The organism is Enterococcus sp. AZ078 (genome assembly GCF_051714985.1).
Taxonomy (GTDB): Bacteria; Bacillota; Bacilli; order Lactobacillales; family Enterococcaceae; genus Enterococcus_B; species Enterococcus_B hirae.
This window is the reverse complement of record NZ_JBIOSW010000001.1, coordinates 59,874-75,800: the sequence shown is the minus strand read 5'-3', so window position 1 is coordinate 75,800 and position 15,927 is coordinate 59,874. Positions and strand designations below refer to the sequence as shown.

The following is a 15,927-nucleotide window of genomic DNA, read 5'->3' as shown; positions in this document are numbered from 1 at the left end:
TCTAGTTGATTACCATACGTAAGCGATAACTTCGCCGCCGATATTTTTTTCACGAGCTTCTTTATCAGTAACAACACCTTCAGAAGTCGAAATGATTGCGATACCTAAACCGTTCAATACTTTTGGTACTTCGTCAGCTTTGACATAAGCACGCAAACCTGGTTTAGAGATACGTTTTAAGTTAGTGATAACACGTTCGCCGTTTTTACCAAATTTTAGGAAAACACGGATCACGCCTTGTTTGTCATCTTCGATATATTCAACATCACGAACGAAACCTTCACGTTTTAAGATTTCAGCGATGTCACGTTTAATTTTTGATGCAGGAACTTCTAAAGACTCATGTTTAACCATGTTTGCGTTACGGATACGAGTTAGAAAATCTGCAATTGGATCTGTCATGACCATTGATCTTTTACCTCCTTCTTATGCGAATTTACTTTTTTACCAGCTAGCTTTCTTCACGCCGGGAATTTGACCTTTATAGGCAAGTTCGCGGAAGCAAATACGGCAAAGATGGAACTTACGATAAACTGAATGTGGACGTCCGCAACGTTCGCAACGAGTGTAAGCTTGTGTTGAATGTTTTGCAGGGCGTTTGTTTTTAGCAATCATTGATTTTTTAGCCACGTAGTTCGCCTCCTTTAATTATTTTTGGAATGGCATGCCTAATTGTGTCAACAACTCACGAGATTCTTCATCTGAGTTAGCTGTCGTTACAATAACGATGTCCATACCACGTACTTTATCTACTAAATCGTAATCTACTTCTGGGAAGATCAATTGTTCTTTAATACCTAAAGTATAGTTTCCACGACCGTCAAAGGCTTTTTTACTTACACCATGGAAGTCACGTACACGTGGTAGAGAAACTGAAACCAATTTGTCTAGAAATTCGTACATTCTTTCTCCGCGCAAGGTAACTTTTGCCCCAATTGGCATTCCTTCACGTAAACGGAATCCAGCGATTGATTTTTTAGCTTTAGTAATCATTGGTTTTTGTCCAGTGATCAAAGTTAATTCTTCAACTGCTTTATCTAAGTTTTTAGCGTTTGATACCGCATCACCAACACCCATGTTGATGACGATTTTTTCAACTTTAGGTGTTTGCATAACAGAGCTATAGTTAAATTTTTCCATCAATGATGGAGTTACTTCTTTAAGATATTTTTCTTTTAGGCGGTTCATTCAGTAAGCCCCTCCTTCCTTAAACTTATTTATTATCTAAAACTTCACCGGTTTTTTTAGAAACGCGGACTTTTTTGCCATCTACTTCTTTGTAGCCAACTCGGCCAGCTACGCCAGTAGAGTCGATCACCATCACGTTAGAAACATGAATTGGTGCTTCCATCTCAACAATTCCACCTTGAGGAGCAGCTTGAGAAGGTTTTTGGTGTTTTTTAACAACATTCACACCTTCGACAATGACTTTATCTTTTTTCGGAAACGCTGCTAATACAACGCCTTCTTTATTTTTGTCTTTTCCAGTGATAACTTTAACTTTATCGCCTTTTTTAACAAACATAACTGTTTCGCACCTCCTTTGATAAGTGTCTCAAGATTATAAAACTTCTGGTGCTAGTGAAACGATCTTCATGAAGTTGTTTTCACGTAGTTCACGTGCAACCGGCCCAAAGATACGCGTTCCACGAGGGCTTTTATCATCACGAATAATCACTGCAGCATTTTCATCAAATTTAATATATGAACCGTCTGTACGACGAGCTCCTGATTTTGTTCGAACGATAACGGCTTTTACGACGTCACCTTTTTTGACAACCCCACCTGGCGTTGCTTGTTTAACCGTAGCAACGATCACATCACCGATGTTAGCAGTTTTACGACCAGAACCACCAAGGACTTTGATCGTCAAAATTTCACGTGCGCCTGAATTATCAGCGACTTTTAAACGACTTTCTGCTTGGATCACGTTGTGTATCCTCCTTTCAGATTTTGCATTCAATCTATATAGGAAAATCTCGTGTTATTAGATAATAACTGCTTCTTCGACTACTTCCAACAAACGGAAACGTTTTGTAGCTGATAATGGACGAGTTTCCATAATTTTCACGATGTCGCCAACTTTAGCTGTGTTGTTTTCATCATGCACTTTGTATTTCTTAGAATAGTTCATGCGTTTGCCATAGATAGGGTGGTTTTTCTTTGTTTCAACAGAAACTGTAATGGTTTTATCCATTTTGTCAGATACCACGCGACCTTGATAAACTTTGCGTTGATTTCTTTCTTCAGTCATACGCTTAATGGCCTCCTTCCATAATTACTTAGCTTGTTCACGCAATACAGTTTTGATGCGTGCAATCGATTTACGTACTTCTTTAATACGTGCAGTGTTTTCTAATTGACCTGTTGCTAATTGGAATCTAAGATTAAACAATTCTTCTTTTAATTGTTTTTCTTGATCAAGCATTTCGGCAGTGGTTAATTCTCTGATTTCTTTAACCTTCATTCGATTCACCACCCATTTCCTCACGTTTTACGATCTTAGTTTTCATTGGTAATTTGTGAGAAGCTAGACGTAACGCTTCACGAGCCACTTCTTCAGACACGCCTGCAATTTCAAACATGATTTTACCACGTTTTACTGGTGCAACCCATCCTTCAGGTGCCCCTTTACCAGAACCCATACGTACCCCAATTGCTTTGGCAGTATAAGATTTGTGAGGGAAAATTTTAATCCATACTTTCCCACCACGTTTCATGTAACGAGTCATTGCGATACGAGCAGCTTCGATTTGGCGGTTAGTGATCCAATGTGAATCAACAGCTTGCAAACCGTATTCACCGAATGCTACTTCTTTACCACCTTTGGCTTCCCCGCGCATTTTTCCGCGGAATTCACGACGGTGTTTTACACGTTTAGGTACTAACATGATTATTTCCCTCCTTTCTCAGTGTTTTTTTTAGTTGGAAGAATTTCTCCACGATAGATCCACACTTTAACTCCTAGTTTTCCGTATGTTGTATCTGCTTCTTCCCATGCGTAATCAATATCCGCACGTAATGTGTGAAGAGGAACAGTTCCTTCTGAGTATCCTTCTGAACGAGCGATGTCCGCACCGTTTAGACGTCCAGATACTTGAGTTTTGATCCCTTTAGCGCCAGCACGCATTGAACGTTGGATGGCTTGTTTTTGAGCGCGACGGAAAGCAACACGATTTTCTAATTGACGTGCGATTCCTTCACCTACTAATTTTGCATCTAGATCTGGTTTTTTGATTTCCACGATGTTGATATGGATTCTTTTACCAGTTAATTTATTTAATTCTTTTCTTAGGTTTTCGACTTCAGATCCGCCTTTACCAATAACCATACCTGGTTTTGCTGTGTGAATTGAAATGTTAACACGGCCTGTAGCACGTTCGATTTCAATTGTTGATACAGCAGCATCAGCAAGTTTAGTTGAAATAAATTTACGGATTCTTAAATCTTCGTGTAAGAACTCTGCATACTCTTTTTCAGCATACCATTTAGCATCCCAGTCGCGGATGATGCCTACACGCATTCCAATTGGATGTACTTTTTGACCCACTGATTATCCCTCCTTATTTTTCTGATACGACTACCGTGATATGACTTGTACGTTTGTTGATTGGAGAAGCTGATCCTTTTGCACGTGGACGGAAACGTTTCATTGTTGGTCCTTCGTTAACAAATGCTTCAGATACTACCAAGTTTTCAACATCTAAGTCAAAATTGTTTTCTGCATTCGCAACTGCTGACATCAATACTTTTTCAATGATTCCAGCAGATTTGTTTGGTGTGAATTTCAAGATTGAAATTGCATCCGCAACACTTTTACCTCTGATAAGGTCAATTACTAAACGGGCTTTTCGAGGTGAAGTGCGAACTGTTTTTGCAGTTGCTTTAGCTGATGTGATTTGTTCTGCCATTTGGTTTTATCCTCCCCTCAATTAGCGTTTCGTTTTCTTATCGTCTGCAGCATGGCCACGATAAGTTCTTGTTGGTGCGAATTCACCTAGTTTGTGTCCTACCATATCTTCTTGGATGTAAACTGGTACGTGTTTACGTCCATCGTATACTGCGATGGTATATCCAACAAAACTTGGGAAAATGGTCGAACGACGAGACCAAGTTTTGATAACTTTTTTCTTTTCAACCCCTGCTTGAGCTTCAACTTTGTTCATTAAATGCTCATCAACGAAAGGTCCTTTCTTTAAACTACGACCCATGGTGAACCTCCTCTCAAAATGTGCGACACATGGTCAAAGAAATTATTTATTTTTACGACGACGAACAATAAGTTTGTCTGATTTAGCTTTTTTATCACGAGTTTTGTAACCAAGTGCTGGTTGTCCCCAAGGAGAAACTGGTGCTTTACGTCCGATAGGAGCTTTACCTTCACCACCACCGTGTGGGTGATCGTTAGGGTTCATTACGCTACCACGTACAGTTGGGCGTTTACGCATCCAACGAGAGCGTCCAGCTTTACCGATGTTGATCAATTCGTGTTGTTCGTTACCTACTGAACCGATTGTTGCACGGCAAGCAGCTAAGATCATACGAACCTCACCAGAGTTTAAGCGGATCAATACGTATTTGCCTTCTTTACCAAGTACTTGAGCACTTGTACCAGCAGAACGGATTAATTGTCCACCTTTACCAGGTTTCATTTCAATATTGTGGATAACAGTACCAACTGGAATGTTTTCTAAAGGAAGAGCATTTCCGACTTTGATATCTGCATCTGGACCTGAAACAAGTTTCATTCCAACTTGTAGTCCTTTTGGTGCTAAGATGTAAGCTTTCACTCCATCTTCATAGTGTACTAACGCGATGTTAGCTGAACGGTTTGGATCGTATTCGATCGTTTGAACAGTTGCAACAACGTTATCTTTGTTACGTTTGAAGTCGATCACGCGATATTGGCGTTTGTGTCCGCCGCCTTGGTGACGTACAGTGATGCGGCCGTTATTGTTACGTCCAGCATGGTTTTTCAATGGTTGTAACAATGATTTTTCAGGTGTTGATGTTGTGATTTCAGCAAAATCAGAACCTGTCATGTTACGACGACCATTTGAGGTAGGTTTGTACTTTTTAATCGCCACGTTTTTCCCTCCTAATTTAATGAGTTATCTAGTAAGTGCTTATTCAGCAGCTTCGAATAATTGGATTTCTTTTGAATCTTCAGTCAATGTAACGATCGCTTTGCGACGTTTTTTTGTATATCCTGCATATTTGCCCATACGTTTGAATTTCGCACGTACGTTCACGATGTTCACGTTTTTAACTTTTACGTCAAAAGCAGCTTCAACCGCTTGTTTTACTAAAGTTTTGTTTGCACGAGTGTCCACTTCAAAAGTATATTTCTTGTCATCCATGGCAAGCATTGATTTTTCAGTGATCACTGGGCGTTTGATTACGTCTAGTAAGTTCATTATGCAAGCACCTCCTCAATTTGAGTAAGAGCAGTTTGTGTTGCTAACACTTTTGTATTTGAAACAACATCTAGAACACTTACGTTATCAGAAGTTACTACAGTTACGTTTGGTAAGTTACGTGCTGATAAAGCAGCAAAGTCGTTACCATTCTCTAGAACAACCAATACTTTAGAGTCAATAGATAAGTTAGCAAGAACTTGTTTAAATTCTTTTGTTTTTGGTGCATCGAAGCTTAATCCTTCAATTGCTACCAAGTTGTTTTCAGCAACTTTTTCTGACAATACAGATTTCATTGCTAAACGACGAACTTTTTTAGGAAGTTTGTAGCTGTAAGAACGTGGTGTTGGTCCAAAGACTACGCCACCTCCACGCCATTGTGGTGAGCGGATTGATCCTTGACGAGCACGACCAGTTCCTTTTTGACGCCATGGTTTACGTCCACCGCCTCGAACAGCACTACGGTTTTTAACCGCATGTGTTCCTTGTCTTAATGACGCACGTTGCATAACGATTGCATCGTAAACAACACTTTCATTTGGTTCAATTCCGAAGATTTCTTCGTTAAGTGTGATTTCACCGTTTTGGCTTCCATCTTGTTTGAATAATGCTACATTCGGCATTCCTTAGTTCCTCCTTTCTTCCTACTATTATTTAGCTTTCACAGCTGATTTGATAGTGATTAATGATTTTTTAGCTCCAGGAACATTTCCTTTAATTAAGATAACGTTTCTTTCTGCATCAACGCGAACAACTTCCAAGTTTTGGATTGTTACGCGGTTGCCACCCATACGGCCAGCAAGACGTTTGTTTTTGAATACACGGTTAGGTGCAACTGGACCCATTGACCCAGGACGACGATGGTAGCGAGAACCGTGAGCCATTGGTCCGCGGCTTTGGCCGTGACGTTTGATAACCCCTTGGAATCCTTTACCTTTCGTAGTACCTGTTACATCAATAATGTCTCCTGCTTGGAAAACATCTACTGTAATTTCTTTTCCTACTTCATATTCTCCTAGCTCAACATTTTTGAATTCACGAATGAAGCGCTTAGGAGCCGTGTTTGCTTTTGCAACATGACCTTTCGCAGGTTTGTTTGATAAAACTTCACGCATATCTTGGTAACCAACTTGAATAGCTTCGTAGCCATCAGTTTCCATTGTTTTCACTTGTAGCACTACGTTTGGAGTAGCTTCTACAACAGTTACTGGAATTAATTCGCCAGATTCAGTGAAGATTTGTGTCATTCCCACTTTTTTCCCTAAGATTCCTTTGGTCATGAGTACACCTCCATTAATTTTATTTTAATATTATAGTTTGATTTCGATGTTAACACCAGATGGTAAGTCTAGCTTCATCAAAGCATCAACAGTTTTTGGTGTTGGGTTCACAATGTCGATAAGACGTTTGTGTGTACGCATTTCGAATTGTTCGCGTGAATCTTTGTATTTGTGAGTCGCACGAATAACTGTGTAAAGACTGCGTTCAGTTGGTAATGGAATTGGACCAGACACGCTAGCTCCAGTTCTTTTTGCAGTTTCCACGATTTTATCCGCCGCTTGATCTAAAATACGGTGTTCATACGCTTTTAAACGGATACGAATTTTTTGTTTTGCCATCTTGTTCCCTCCTTCGCCTATTTTGAAAAGTAGACATAGCTCCACGAAAATTTCCGTCACGCTCGTTCGTGGCAAAGCGTCCGGGCGTGTCGCAACCTCTCGTTTCTTAGCCGACGAAATCCTATAGATCACGTCTGTGACATTTACGTTTAGGTAAACGCACCTTTGTAATTATAATATATCTAAATCCACAAAGCAAGGCTTTTTTCCTGTAAAAAACAATTTGTTTTCATAAGTTTTCATTTAGATAACTTTAGATGCCTCTTATCCTTAAATGTCACATTTTATTTCTACTAAACTTCCTTCCTATAGTAGTTCGCCTATCTTCAGTTATTCAAAAAAACCGCAGAACCCCCAATTATGTTGGTTTCTACGGTTTTTTATTCTATTAACTATCGGAAGTGATAGACGATCTAAGCCATACACTTTTCTTGAAAAACAAAGTTTGGATTATTTTTTTTAGTTCTGTTCTTGTCGCCAAGGTTGAATATTCGCTTGACGATAGACTTTTGCTTGGTTGATTGAATGGAAGAGTTCCATCTTTTGCTTCACCACTTCTTTTGCTGCTGCGATACATTCAGGATAAATGGCATTTGGGTCCCATAGCTCTGTTGTAGCTAAGATTTCACGACACTTTTTATAAAAAGCATATTTATAGTCGGATGAAATATTGACTTTCTGAATACCGATTTGCACTGCTTTTGCAATTTCTTCGTCTGGGTTAGCAGATCCTCCATGTAAAACTAGCGGAATGGTTACTTTTTCTTTAATACTTGTTAAAACATCCATTTTCAATGCTGGCTTGACATCTTTTGGATAGATACCATGAGCGGTTCCGATTGCCACCGCTAACGAATCGATTCCTGTACGTTCCACAAATTCCTGTGCATCTTCCGGCTTCGTATAAATGACTTCCGATACACCGCCTTCTACTGAAGTACCCGTGTTACCAATCGTTCCTAGTTCACCTTCAACTGAGACCCCGATCTTATGGCAAACATCTACCACTTCTTTTGTTAGTGCAATATTTTCTTCAAATGGCAACAAGGAGCCGTCGATCATAACTGAACTAAACCCACAATGAATCCCTCGCATGATACTTGCTAAGCTATCGCCATGATCCATATGGATAACGAAAGGCACAGCGCTGTTTTTCGCTCGGCTCACTGCATATTGGAAAAACTCATCTTTGGTAAAGTCTAATTCTGTCGGATGGACTGCAATGATTGCGGGTGCATCATTTTCTTCTGCCGCCTCAATGACTACTCGTAAAAAGTTGCTGTCAGCAACGTTAAACGCCCCTACTGCAAAATGATTTTCCTTGGCAATTTCTAACATTTGATTCATATTGATTAACATCGTCTATTTTCTCCATTTCTATGATTTATTGGTTGAACCTGATAGTTGAATGTATTGCTGAACTAACTCTTTTCCTGCTATGACTGTTTGTTGGATGAGAGTGGGGTATTCGATCGTTGGCTCCTGTTGTAGAAGCTGTTGGCATCTTTGTTGTTGCGCCTTCATAAAATCAGAACCAACATTAATCTTATTGATTCCTAACTCAATGGATTGGCGAATGTTGTCTTTTCCCGCTCCTGACCCCCCATGTAAAACTAACGGAAGTTGAGTCTTCTCTTTTATTTCTTGGACAATATCGAAACGAAAACGTGGTTTGTACCCTTTAGGATAATCTCCGTGACTGGAGCCATAGGAAATCGCTAAGCAGTCCACACCCGTTTCATTGATCAATCGGATTGCTTCTGCTGGGTCCGTACACATGGCATCATCTGTAAAATGGTCGCCTGTGACTGCCCCCATATTTCCTACTTCTGCTTCTACGCTCGCATCATACGTTTGGGCAAATTGAACCATCGCTCTCGTTATTTCGATATTCTGATCCAAGGGATACATCGAAGCATCCATCATGACGCTGGAAAATCCTTCTTGTAAGCACTGTTTGACAAATGCGATGTCTTGCCCGTGATCTAGATTAATTGCTACTTCGACTTTGGCATCCTGTGCCATGCGGATGATGGGCTTCGTTAAATAATGATAATTAATGTGTTGCTTTAAGTGATCTTGCAATAAATCTACAATGATCGGCGCATGTAATTCCTCAGCAGCTTGGATCGTTGCTTTAGCTGTTTCTAGATTAAAGCAATTGATCGCCATGACAGCATAGTTTTCTTGATTTGCTTTTTTGAGCATCTCTTTCATTGACACATACATATCAAATCCTTCTCCCTACAGTTTTTAAGATAATTTAATATAAGAAAAATCTACTTCTTCCTCTTCTTCCTCTACGACAGGGTGTTCAGCTGGCGCCTTTTTCAAAACAAACAATAGAATGCCGGTAACTGCAGAACCAATCAATAAGGCAAAGGTAAACTTCAACGGATCCGTCATTGCTGGGATAATAAAGACCCCACCAGAAGGAACTGGTGACCCAATTCCCCACGACATACTCAAACCTCCGCCAATCGCTGCACCAGCTGTACACGAAATGATCACACGAAGCGGATCAACTGCCGCTAAGGGGATAACGCCTTCCGTAATCATGCAAAGTCCCATCGGAAAAGCAATCTTAATGTTGTTTTCTTCTTCTTTTGAATATTTTGTTTGCCGAAATAACTTAGATAAAACCCATGAAATGGTGACACCGAAAGGCGGAACCATTGACGCTAACACTTTCACAGCTTCTGGTTCTTGCACACCTTCCAAAAGCATCCCATCAGCAAACAATGAGGCTACCTTATTGACTGGTCCACCAAAATCAAAGGCAGCCATCCCACCGACAATTGACCCAAAGAGGAATTTCCCAGAACCTTGTAGTCCTTGTAAAAAATCGGTCATCGCTTCTGTTGCCCAAACAATCGGCACACCTACCACGAAAAACATCAATAAACCGATACTAAGGGTCGCTAACAGTGGGATGATCATCATCGGCATCAATCCTTGTGCCCACTTAGGAACTTTGAGATATTTCACCAATAACAGGACAAAGAACCCCACCAAGTAACCGCCTAACATACCACCTAAAAAACCTGCGCCAATGGCATTGGCAATTAACCCCATAAACAAACCTGGACCAATCCCTGGGCGATCGGCAATGGAATAGGCAATCGCTGCAGAAATCACTGGAGCCAATAATCCCATGCCCAAAACCCCTAGAGAAACTAAGGCATCGGGTACAGAATAAGACGCTTGATAATCATTGATGACTTGCCCACCTGTTAAATTCCCAATAGCGATCAAGAGTCCAGCGGTCACAACAACTGGTAACATGTATGAAATAGCTGTCAGTGCATGCTTTTTTAATTGTAGTTGACGAAGCATCCAATTCCTCTCCTTTTATGTTTTACTGAGTTCTTCTTCAATTTTAGTAATCAACCCTTTCGGTGCTTTAATGACCATGTTCGTAGGAATCTCAATCACTTTTTTTCCTTCGAACCGCTCCTTGCCACCAATTTTGATATCTGCTGCAATAATGACGACATCTGCCTGCTTGATCTCCTCCTTCGATAACTCGTCTTCTGTACCAATTGTTCCTTGTGTTTCGATGTGCACTTCATGTCCTAATGCTTTTGCTGCTTTTTCTAATTTTTGTTTGGCAATATACGTATGTGCAATTCCTGAAGTACAGGCTGCTACTCCGACGATCTTCATTTTTCCTTCCTCCTTTTCTTTTAGACAGTTGGTTCTTTTGCTAATAGTTCCATTAATTCTGTTTTACTAGTTGCCTGATTCATTTTTTCGATAATGGTATCTTCTGCTAATAACATTGCTACTTTTTGTAATAATTTGATATGAACGGTATTGGCATCTGTATCTTTTACTGCAAATAAGATAATGACCTTTACAGGCTGCTCATCTAATGATTCCCAAGGGATCGGGGTCTCGACTTTACCCACAACCAAAGAAGTCTGAATGACACTCGCTGATTTTCCGTGGGGAATCGCCACACCGTTTCCAATCCCTGTGATTCCTTCTTTCTCCCGTTGAAAGACATCTGATGAAAAATCATCAACATCTTTGATAATGCCGTTTTCTTTTAGTAATTCACTTAATTCGAGAATCGCTTCTTTTTTTGTTTTCGCTTTCATTTCTAAACGTATCAGTTTTTCTGTAATCACATTTGCGATACTAAATTCTGACATTACCTGTTTTGTAACCATTTCACATCTCTCCTAACATTTGCTTCACACGTTTTTCGTCTTGCTTGGTAAATACTGAGTTTACTAATATCGTGGGAATCTTCGGTGGCTCATTCAAACAAACCGTTGTTAAAATCAAATCGATCTTACTAAATTCCGCTTGGTTTTTCTGGTACTGCCGAGAAGATAAAACAGCAATAATCTCTAATTCAGGAAAGGCTTTTTTTACTTTGACTTTCAATAGTTCTGAAGTTCCAACACCACTACTACACATGATCAATACACGTTTTTTTATTGGGGCTAACTCTTTGTATCTCACAAAGTATAATGTTAAAAATCCAATTTCATCTTTGGATATATGGTTTGTATGAAATTTTTTTTGGACCATTTTACTGACAAATTCTACCAATTGAAACGTTTCCTGGTACTCTAATTCAATGTCGTGCAATAAATCATTTTTGATTGTGATCTCATGTTTTAATCGATACAATAGCGGCTGAATGTGACTATACAAATCATGTCGGTTTCGTTCTTGATCAATCGCCACTCCCATGAGCCGGCTCATCGTAGCAGAAAAAAAACGGGTGATTTCTTCAGCTTCATTTGAGATATTTTGATGTTTAATCGAACCATTTTCGATCCTGGAGGAAATCAAGTATTGAAAAAGATAAAAAGTTTCACTTTCAGGGAGAGTCGTATTTAAATATTGACCTAATTTGAGCATGACTTGCTTTGATAGTTGGTACAGTTCCTGGTTATAATGGATCAACGCCTGATCTTCTTCATCTAAATCCCACGTATCTTCTTCTAAATACACGATCCCTTCACGGAAGCGTTTGACTAAGATATAAATATGAGAAAAAATATTCATTGCACATGGATAGGCAATTCGGCTGACTAGTTTTTGTTCGATAAACTCAACGATCGAAGTAATAAAATTGATATCAAATGAGCTGATCATTGGGTGACTAGGAACCACTTTTTTATCTTCCAATAAATGGATACTTAATAGCATATTCACTACTTTACGAATATGTTTTTCTGTTCCTTCGATACCAATTCGGGTACCTTGTCGTTTAAGTTGGAGGTGGTTTTTCATTAAAAATAAACTGATCTTAGCCAAATCATTACTAATTACCGGATCACTCACATAATACGGATGGAACAATTCATTGATTAATAACTTCTTGGGTGCCTTAAACAACAAATTAAGCAAAATCGCATTTCTTCTTTCCAAAGGTCCTTGACTCGTTCGACTTTCATTATGCGTTGCACTCACATTTAAATATTTATCGTAGTCTAACCGAAATCCTTTGCCTGCCTCTGCCAAAATGATTTCCCCGTTTTCAGACACATCATTTATCTTTTTAATCGTACGGTAGACCGTTTTCGTAGAAACATGGGCAAATTCAGCTAACTCCTGAGCTGTAAGGGATAAGCCATGTTTAACAAAGTATTCGACCATTTCTTTCTCTCTTTTGCTTAGCTGCATTTGTTCAACCTCCTTGTTTATACTATAACGGAATTTTCTGACAACTCATTTTTTGTTCTGTCCATTACTCTGGACATTTTTAAAAGCGTTTACAAAAAGTGGCAAAAAAGACAAAAAACACCGAAGCAGGCAAAAACCTGTCTTCGGTGTTTTACATGATACATCAGAGTACATAAAAGTGATGAATAGACGAAACGATAAAAATAAGTAACTATTGATTGGTGTCAGTAGTTTTCTTCCTTAATTACTCTTAACATGACCAATCACAGCATTTGCTTTAACTACCCCACTAGCATCCATCGTTAGCTTCGCCACTTTTTCACCATTGGTAAAAGCAACGATCAGATCTGATTGTTTGTTTGCCGATTGTAGTGCCACCAAGTCCATGGTTGCAATTAATTGACCACGTGCGACTTTTTGTCCCTCTTCAACGTAGATCGTAAAAGGCGCTCCTTTTAAGTTCACGGTATCGATCCCCATATGCAAGAGAACTTCAATTCCTGATTCCGTTTTGATACCAACTGCATGTTTCGTTGGAAAAATATTGATAATCGTACCAGCGATTGGAGCAAACACTTCGCCATTCGTTGGTAGAACCGCAAACCCGTCTCCCATCATTTTTTGTGAAAAGACATCATCTGCCACTTCTGTGATTGGCATTAGCTTCCCATTTGCTACCGCAAAAATATCTTGGTTTTGTGGATCAACGACTGTTTTGGTTGTCACAGTAGGCGTGGACTGAGCAGTTCCTTTGCTGCTACTTCCATGAATTTTTTTCATTTCATCTGCAACAAATTGGACTTCCGTTCCAACGATCACTTGAATATTTTTGGCATCAATTACTTTCAGACCTGGAACGCCAGTCGCTTTGATTTTCCCTTGATCAACTTTTGCCGTATCTTTTACATACAAGCGTAAACGTGTCGTGCAATTGTCAATGGAAACAACATTCGCTGCACCACCTAATGCTTGATAAAGTTGATTAGCTAGCGTGGCAAATCGATTGTCACCAGTTGGCACTGTTCCTACTTCCCCATTTTCTGCAACTCCAGTATCTTCTTCACGCCCCGGCGTCATCAAATTGAATTTTTTGATGACAAATAAAAATGTAAAGTAATAAATCACACCCATCGCCAAGCCTAATACCAATAGCATTAATGGTTGATTGGCAATAGGTACACGTAAGCTTAAAAAGAAATCAATAAAGCCGGCGCTGAAATTAAAGCCCGCTGTCCAATGGAAGGTTGCTGCGATAAACATCGAAATCCCTGTTAAAGCAGCATGAACGACATACAATGGCCAAGCGACAAACATAAATGAAAATTCTAACGGTTCAGTCACTCCTGTAAAGAAAGAAGCGAAAGCGGCAGCTAACATCAAAGATGCAGTCACTTTTTTCTTTTCTGGTCGCGCACATTGATAGATAGCAAGTGCACCAGCAGGTAACCCAAACATCATGACCGGGAAGAATCCAGCTTGATACATACCGGTGACTCCTTTTACCCCTTCACTTGCCCAGAATTTACCGATATCATCAATTCCAGCCAAATTGAACCAAAAAACATTGTTCAGTGCATGGTGTAAACCAGTTGGAATCAGCAAACGGTTGAAGAAGCCATATAGACCAGCACCTAACGCGCCCATTCCAGAGATCAATTCACCGAAACTAACCAATGTATCATAAACTGGTGGCCAAACAAAAATCAATAAAGCAGAAATAATTGCCATTAAACCAGCTGTTACGATCGGTACTGCTCGTTTTCCACTAAAGAAAGATAACGCCATTGGCAATTTAACTCCGCTGAAGCGATTATACATCGCACCAGCGACTAAGCCTGCCAAAATCCCAATAAATACATTTTTATTATTGATTGCATCAAAAGCGATATTCACTTTTTCAACATCCACTTTAGTAAACAATGCAACAGAAGCACTATTGACTAATGTGACTGGTGCTAAAAAGGCGATCAATCCTGCCAATGCTGATGAACCATCTTTGTCCTTAGACATCCCCAATGCTAATCCAACAGCAAAAATGATTCCTAAATTATCTAAGACTGTTCCTCCAGCTTTGATCATAAAAGCGGCAAAAATGTTATTGCCACCCCAACCAGTCGGATCGATCCAATAACCAATCCCCATGAATAAAGCAGTTACTGGAAGGGTTGCTACTGGTAACATCAAGGAACGTCCCATTCGTTGTAAGTATGTTTTCATTTTGTTCTCCTATTCTGTTGTCCCTCGCAAGCGTTCGATATGAATAACTAAATAACCAAGTTCTTCGCTTGTAATAGACATTTGATATTGTTTAGTTAAAAGTACTCGAATTTTTTTTTGCGACTGCATAACTTCCTGAATATTTTCGTTTGACTATCTCAATAATCTCCTCGTCTAAGACCGCATACTGCTGATTGTGATACCGTTGGATCAACAATCGAAGATGGTTTGCTAAACGAGAATAATTCAGTGCCATTTGTTCGGAATGGATATCGATCCTCAGCTCTTTTTCAATCAACTGGATAATTTCCGACACGATCGTGACTTCGCGAATGCTACGATGATTACTAGTTTGTCCGCTATGACCACTATGGATATGTATCGCTATATAACCCGCTTCATCATATGTATAAGGAATAGCTAAAGTGTGATTCAAATAATCAACTGCCCATTGCGCAATACTAAATTCTTCGTGGTACAGCGCCTCGATTTCTCGCAGTAATTTATTTCGAATAACAATTCCATTACGAATATTTTCAGCAGCAAAAGCAATATGATCCGTTAACGCGATCAACACATGCTCATTCAGCTTTTTCATTAAAACTGTTTCTGCATGATCAATAATGTGTTCAGCAGCAAAAAGAAACTTTTCGTCAATTTGATTCAGCAAACTTTGTAGTTTCATTTGACTTTCTGGCTCCATCACAAACATCCGCTCAATTTCTCGATGAAAAATCAAGTCATTGCGCTTTTTATCGAATCCAACACCTTTACCAATTGCGACCTTTTCTTGTCCATCGTCATCGACTAAGACCGCATTTTGATTAAAAATCTTTTTGATTTTCATAATAATAACCCTTTTTCTGCAGAATTAAAGTTACTTCATGGACCAATCATCCTTTATCAATCTTAAGCTTGACAACAAAAAAAGCATAGAAAAATTCCACCAAAGTCTCCTTATCGACGGAATCTTCCCATGCCTAGTATGATCTAGTCACATGAAAAATAAATATGTTAACGCTTTAATT

The 15,927-nt window shown here is 39.4% G+C and carries 23 protein-coding genes and 1 pseudogene; all 24 read right to left on the bottom strand.

Annotated features, from left to right (window positions below):
* Positions 1 to 9: 9 nt before the first annotated feature.
* The 24 genes and pseudogenes from rpsH to IGJ18_RS00270 all read right to left on the bottom strand — a co-directional run bounded on the left by rpsH (position 10) and on the right by IGJ18_RS00270 (position 15,746).
* Complete coding sequence (gene rpsH / locus IGJ18_RS00385; RefSeq protein ID WP_002288675.1) at positions 10 to 408, bottom strand: 30S ribosomal protein S8; 399 nt, start codon at positions 406 to 408, stop codon at positions 10 to 12.
* Positions 409 to 444: 36 nt separating this feature from the next.
* The gene (locus IGJ18_RS00380) at positions 445 to 630 is read right to left on the bottom strand and encodes a type Z 30S ribosomal protein S14 (protein ID WP_002356214.1); all 186 of its coding nucleotides are present in this window, start codon (positions 628 to 630) and stop codon (positions 445 to 447) included.
* An 18-nt stretch (positions 631 to 648) separates the two neighbouring features.
* Positions 649 to 1,188 (bottom strand): 50S ribosomal protein L5, encoded by a 540-nt coding sequence (gene rplE / locus IGJ18_RS00375; RefSeq protein ID WP_002288671.1) that lies wholly within the window; start codon positions 1,186 to 1,188, stop codon positions 649 to 651.
* A 25-nt stretch (positions 1,189 to 1,213) separates the two neighbouring features.
* Positions 1,214 to 1,525, bottom strand: a complete 312-nt coding sequence (rplX, locus tag IGJ18_RS00370) for a 50S ribosomal protein L24 (protein WP_010720443.1) — start codon at positions 1,523 to 1,525, stop codon at positions 1,214 to 1,216.
* A gap of 36 nt (positions 1,526 to 1,561) precedes the next feature.
* Positions 1,562 to 1,930, bottom strand: coding sequence for a 50S ribosomal protein L14 (gene rplN / locus IGJ18_RS00365; protein WP_002288669.1), 369 nt, complete (start codon positions 1,928 to 1,930; stop codon positions 1,562 to 1,564).
* 57 nt (positions 1,931 to 1,987) lie between these two features.
* The gene (rpsQ, locus tag IGJ18_RS00360; protein WP_010720444.1) at positions 1,988 to 2,254 is read right to left on the bottom strand and encodes a 30S ribosomal protein S17; all 267 of its coding nucleotides are present in this window, start codon (positions 2,252 to 2,254) and stop codon (positions 1,988 to 1,990) included.
* Positions 2,255 to 2,278: 24 nt separating this feature from the next.
* On the bottom strand, positions 2,279 to 2,467 hold the full coding sequence (rpmC, locus tag IGJ18_RS00355; protein ID WP_002288664.1) for a 50S ribosomal protein L29: 189 nt from the start codon (positions 2,465 to 2,467) through the stop codon (positions 2,279 to 2,281).
* Positions 2,457 to 2,891 carry a 50S ribosomal protein L16 gene (gene rplP, locus IGJ18_RS00350; protein WP_010720445.1) on the bottom strand — a complete coding sequence of 145 codons (435 nt, stop codon included), beginning with the start codon at positions 2,889 to 2,891 and terminating at the stop codon, positions 2,457 to 2,459. Before rplP ends, rpmC begins: the two co-directional genes overlap by 11 nt.
* Before the next feature lie 2 nt (positions 2,892 to 2,893).
* Positions 2,894 to 3,550, bottom strand: a complete 657-nt coding sequence (rpsC, locus tag IGJ18_RS00345) for a 30S ribosomal protein S3 (protein ID WP_010720446.1) — start codon at positions 3,548 to 3,550, stop codon at positions 2,894 to 2,896.
* A 13-nt stretch (positions 3,551 to 3,563) separates the two neighbouring features.
* Positions 3,564 to 3,911 (bottom strand): 50S ribosomal protein L22, encoded by a 348-nt coding sequence (rplV, locus tag IGJ18_RS00340; protein WP_002288657.1) that lies wholly within the window; start codon positions 3,909 to 3,911, stop codon positions 3,564 to 3,566.
* Positions 3,912 to 3,932: 21 nt separating this feature from the next.
* On the bottom strand, positions 3,933 to 4,211 hold the full coding sequence (gene rpsS / locus IGJ18_RS00335) for a 30S ribosomal protein S19 (RefSeq protein ID WP_010720447.1): 279 nt from the start codon (positions 4,209 to 4,211) through the stop codon (positions 3,933 to 3,935).
* Between the two features lie 42 nt (positions 4,212 to 4,253).
* Positions 4,254 to 5,087: a 50S ribosomal protein L2 gene (gene rplB / locus IGJ18_RS00330; RefSeq protein WP_010720448.1), complete on the bottom strand. Its 834-nt coding sequence runs from the start codon at positions 5,085 to 5,087 to the stop codon at positions 4,254 to 4,256.
* 39 nt (positions 5,088 to 5,126) lie between these two features.
* The gene (gene rplW, locus IGJ18_RS00325; protein WP_002290449.1) at positions 5,127 to 5,417 is read right to left on the bottom strand and encodes a 50S ribosomal protein L23; all 291 of its coding nucleotides are present in this window, start codon (positions 5,415 to 5,417) and stop codon (positions 5,127 to 5,129) included.
* Positions 5,417 to 6,040, bottom strand: a complete 624-nt coding sequence (rplD, locus tag IGJ18_RS00320) for a 50S ribosomal protein L4 (RefSeq protein WP_010720449.1) — start codon at positions 6,038 to 6,040, stop codon at positions 5,417 to 5,419. The genes rplW and rplD overlap by 1 nt, the downstream gene beginning before the upstream one ends.
* 27 nt (positions 6,041 to 6,067) lie before the next feature.
* Complete coding sequence (gene rplC / locus IGJ18_RS00315; protein ID WP_002290445.1) at positions 6,068 to 6,697, bottom strand: 50S ribosomal protein L3; 630 nt, start codon at positions 6,695 to 6,697, stop codon at positions 6,068 to 6,070.
* Positions 6,698 to 6,727: 30 nt separating this feature from the next.
* The gene (gene rpsJ / locus IGJ18_RS00310; RefSeq protein WP_010720450.1) at positions 6,728 to 7,036 is read right to left on the bottom strand and encodes a 30S ribosomal protein S10; all 309 of its coding nucleotides are present in this window, start codon (positions 7,034 to 7,036) and stop codon (positions 6,728 to 6,730) included.
* Positions 7,037 to 7,495: 459 nt separating this feature from the next.
* Entirely contained in the window at positions 7,496 to 8,395 is a 900-nt protein-coding gene (locus tag IGJ18_RS00305; protein WP_034697718.1) for a ketose-bisphosphate aldolase, read from the bottom strand.
* A gap of 18 nt (positions 8,396 to 8,413) precedes the next feature.
* Positions 8,414 to 9,265 (bottom strand): class II fructose-bisphosphate aldolase, encoded by an 852-nt coding sequence (locus IGJ18_RS00300; RefSeq protein WP_207413853.1) that lies wholly within the window; start codon positions 9,263 to 9,265, stop codon positions 8,414 to 8,416.
* A 24-nt stretch (positions 9,266 to 9,289) separates the two neighbouring features.
* A complete protein-coding gene (locus IGJ18_RS00295; protein ID WP_438842711.1) occupies positions 9,290 to 10,372 on the bottom strand; it encodes a PTS fructose transporter subunit IIC in 1,083 nt (360 codons plus the stop codon).
* A 15-nt stretch (positions 10,373 to 10,387) separates the two neighbouring features.
* The gene (locus IGJ18_RS00290) at positions 10,388 to 10,702 is read right to left on the bottom strand and encodes a PTS fructose transporter subunit IIB (RefSeq protein WP_010736797.1); all 315 of its coding nucleotides are present in this window, start codon (positions 10,700 to 10,702) and stop codon (positions 10,388 to 10,390) included.
* 20 nt (positions 10,703 to 10,722) lie between these two features.
* Positions 10,723 to 11,211: a PTS sugar transporter subunit IIA gene (locus IGJ18_RS00285; RefSeq protein WP_010720455.1), complete on the bottom strand. Its 489-nt coding sequence runs from the start codon at positions 11,209 to 11,211 to the stop codon at positions 10,723 to 10,725.
* Between the two features lies 1 nt (position 11,212).
* Entirely contained in the window at positions 11,213 to 12,682 is a 1,470-nt protein-coding gene (locus tag IGJ18_RS00280) for a BglG family transcription antiterminator (RefSeq protein WP_438842710.1), read from the bottom strand.
* Between the two features lie 240 nt (positions 12,683 to 12,922).
* Positions 12,923 to 14,899 (bottom strand): N-acetylglucosamine-specific PTS transporter subunit IIBC, encoded by a 1,977-nt coding sequence (gene nagE / locus IGJ18_RS00275; RefSeq protein WP_438842709.1) that lies wholly within the window; start codon positions 14,897 to 14,899, stop codon positions 12,923 to 12,925.
* A gap of 9 nt (positions 14,900 to 14,908) precedes the next feature.
* Positions 14,909 to 15,746 (bottom strand): annotated as a pseudogene (locus IGJ18_RS00270) (PRD domain-containing protein).
* Positions 15,747 to 15,927 lie beyond the last annotated feature (181 nt).

Coding starts and splice junctions, on each gene's coding strand:
- rpsH (WP_002288675.1), bottom strand. CDS start 408: ATGGTCATGACAGATCCAATTGCAGATTTTCTAACTCGTATCCGTAAC.
- rplE (WP_002288671.1), bottom strand. CDS start 1,188: ATGAACCGCCTAAAAGAAAAATATCTTAAAGAAGTAACTCCATCATTG.
- rplX (WP_010720443.1), bottom strand. CDS start 1,525: ATGTTTGTTAAAAAAGGCGATAAAGTTAAAGTTATCACTGGAAAAGAC.
- rpsQ (WP_010720444.1), bottom strand. CDS start 2,254: ATGACTGAAGAAAGAAATCAACGCAAAGTTTATCAAGGTCGCGTGGTA.
- rpmC (WP_002288664.1), bottom strand. CDS start 2,467: ATGAAGGTTAAAGAAATCAGAGAATTAACCACTGCCGAAATGCTTGAT.
- rplP (WP_010720445.1), bottom strand. CDS start 2,891: ATGTTAGTACCTAAACGTGTAAAACACCGTCGTGAATTCCGCGGAAAA.
- rplV (WP_002288657.1), bottom strand. CDS start 3,911: ATGGCAGAACAAATCACATCAGCTAAAGCAACTGCAAAAACAGTTCGC.
- rpsS (WP_010720447.1), bottom strand. CDS start 4,211: ATGGGTCGTAGTTTAAAGAAAGGACCTTTCGTTGATGAGCATTTAATG.
- rplW (WP_002290449.1), bottom strand. CDS start 5,417: ATGAACTTACTAGACGTAATCAAACGCCCAGTGATCACTGAAAAATCA.
- rplD (WP_010720449.1), bottom strand. CDS start 6,040: ATGCCGAATGTAGCATTATTCAAACAAGATGGAAGCCAAAACGGTGAA.
- rplC (WP_002290445.1), bottom strand. CDS start 6,697: ATGACCAAAGGAATCTTAGGGAAAAAAGTGGGAATGACACAAATCTTC.
- rpsJ (WP_010720450.1), bottom strand. CDS start 7,036: ATGGCAAAACAAAAAATTCGTATCCGTTTAAAAGCGTATGAACACCGT.
- IGJ18_RS00305 (WP_034697718.1), bottom strand. CDS start 8,395: ATGTTAATCAATATGAATCAAATGTTAGAAATTGCCAAGGAAAATCAT.
- IGJ18_RS00300 (WP_207413853.1), bottom strand. CDS start 9,265: ATGTATGTGTCAATGAAAGAGATGCTCAAAAAAGCAAATCAAGAAAAC.
- IGJ18_RS00295 (WP_438842711.1), bottom strand. CDS start 10,372: ATGCTTCGTCAACTACAATTAAAAAAGCATGCACTGACAGCTATTTCA.
- IGJ18_RS00290 (WP_010736797.1), bottom strand. CDS start 10,702: ATGAAGATCGTCGGAGTAGCAGCCTGTACTTCAGGAATTGCACATACG.
- IGJ18_RS00285 (WP_010720455.1), bottom strand. CDS start 11,211: ATGGTTACAAAACAGGTAATGTCAGAATTTAGTATCGCAAATGTGATT.
- IGJ18_RS00280 (WP_438842710.1), bottom strand. CDS start 12,682: ATGCAGCTAAGCAAAAGAGAGAAAGAAATGGTCGAATACTTTGTTAAA.
- nagE (WP_438842709.1), bottom strand. CDS start 14,899: ATGAAAACATACTTACAACGAATGGGACGTTCCTTGATGTTACCAGTA.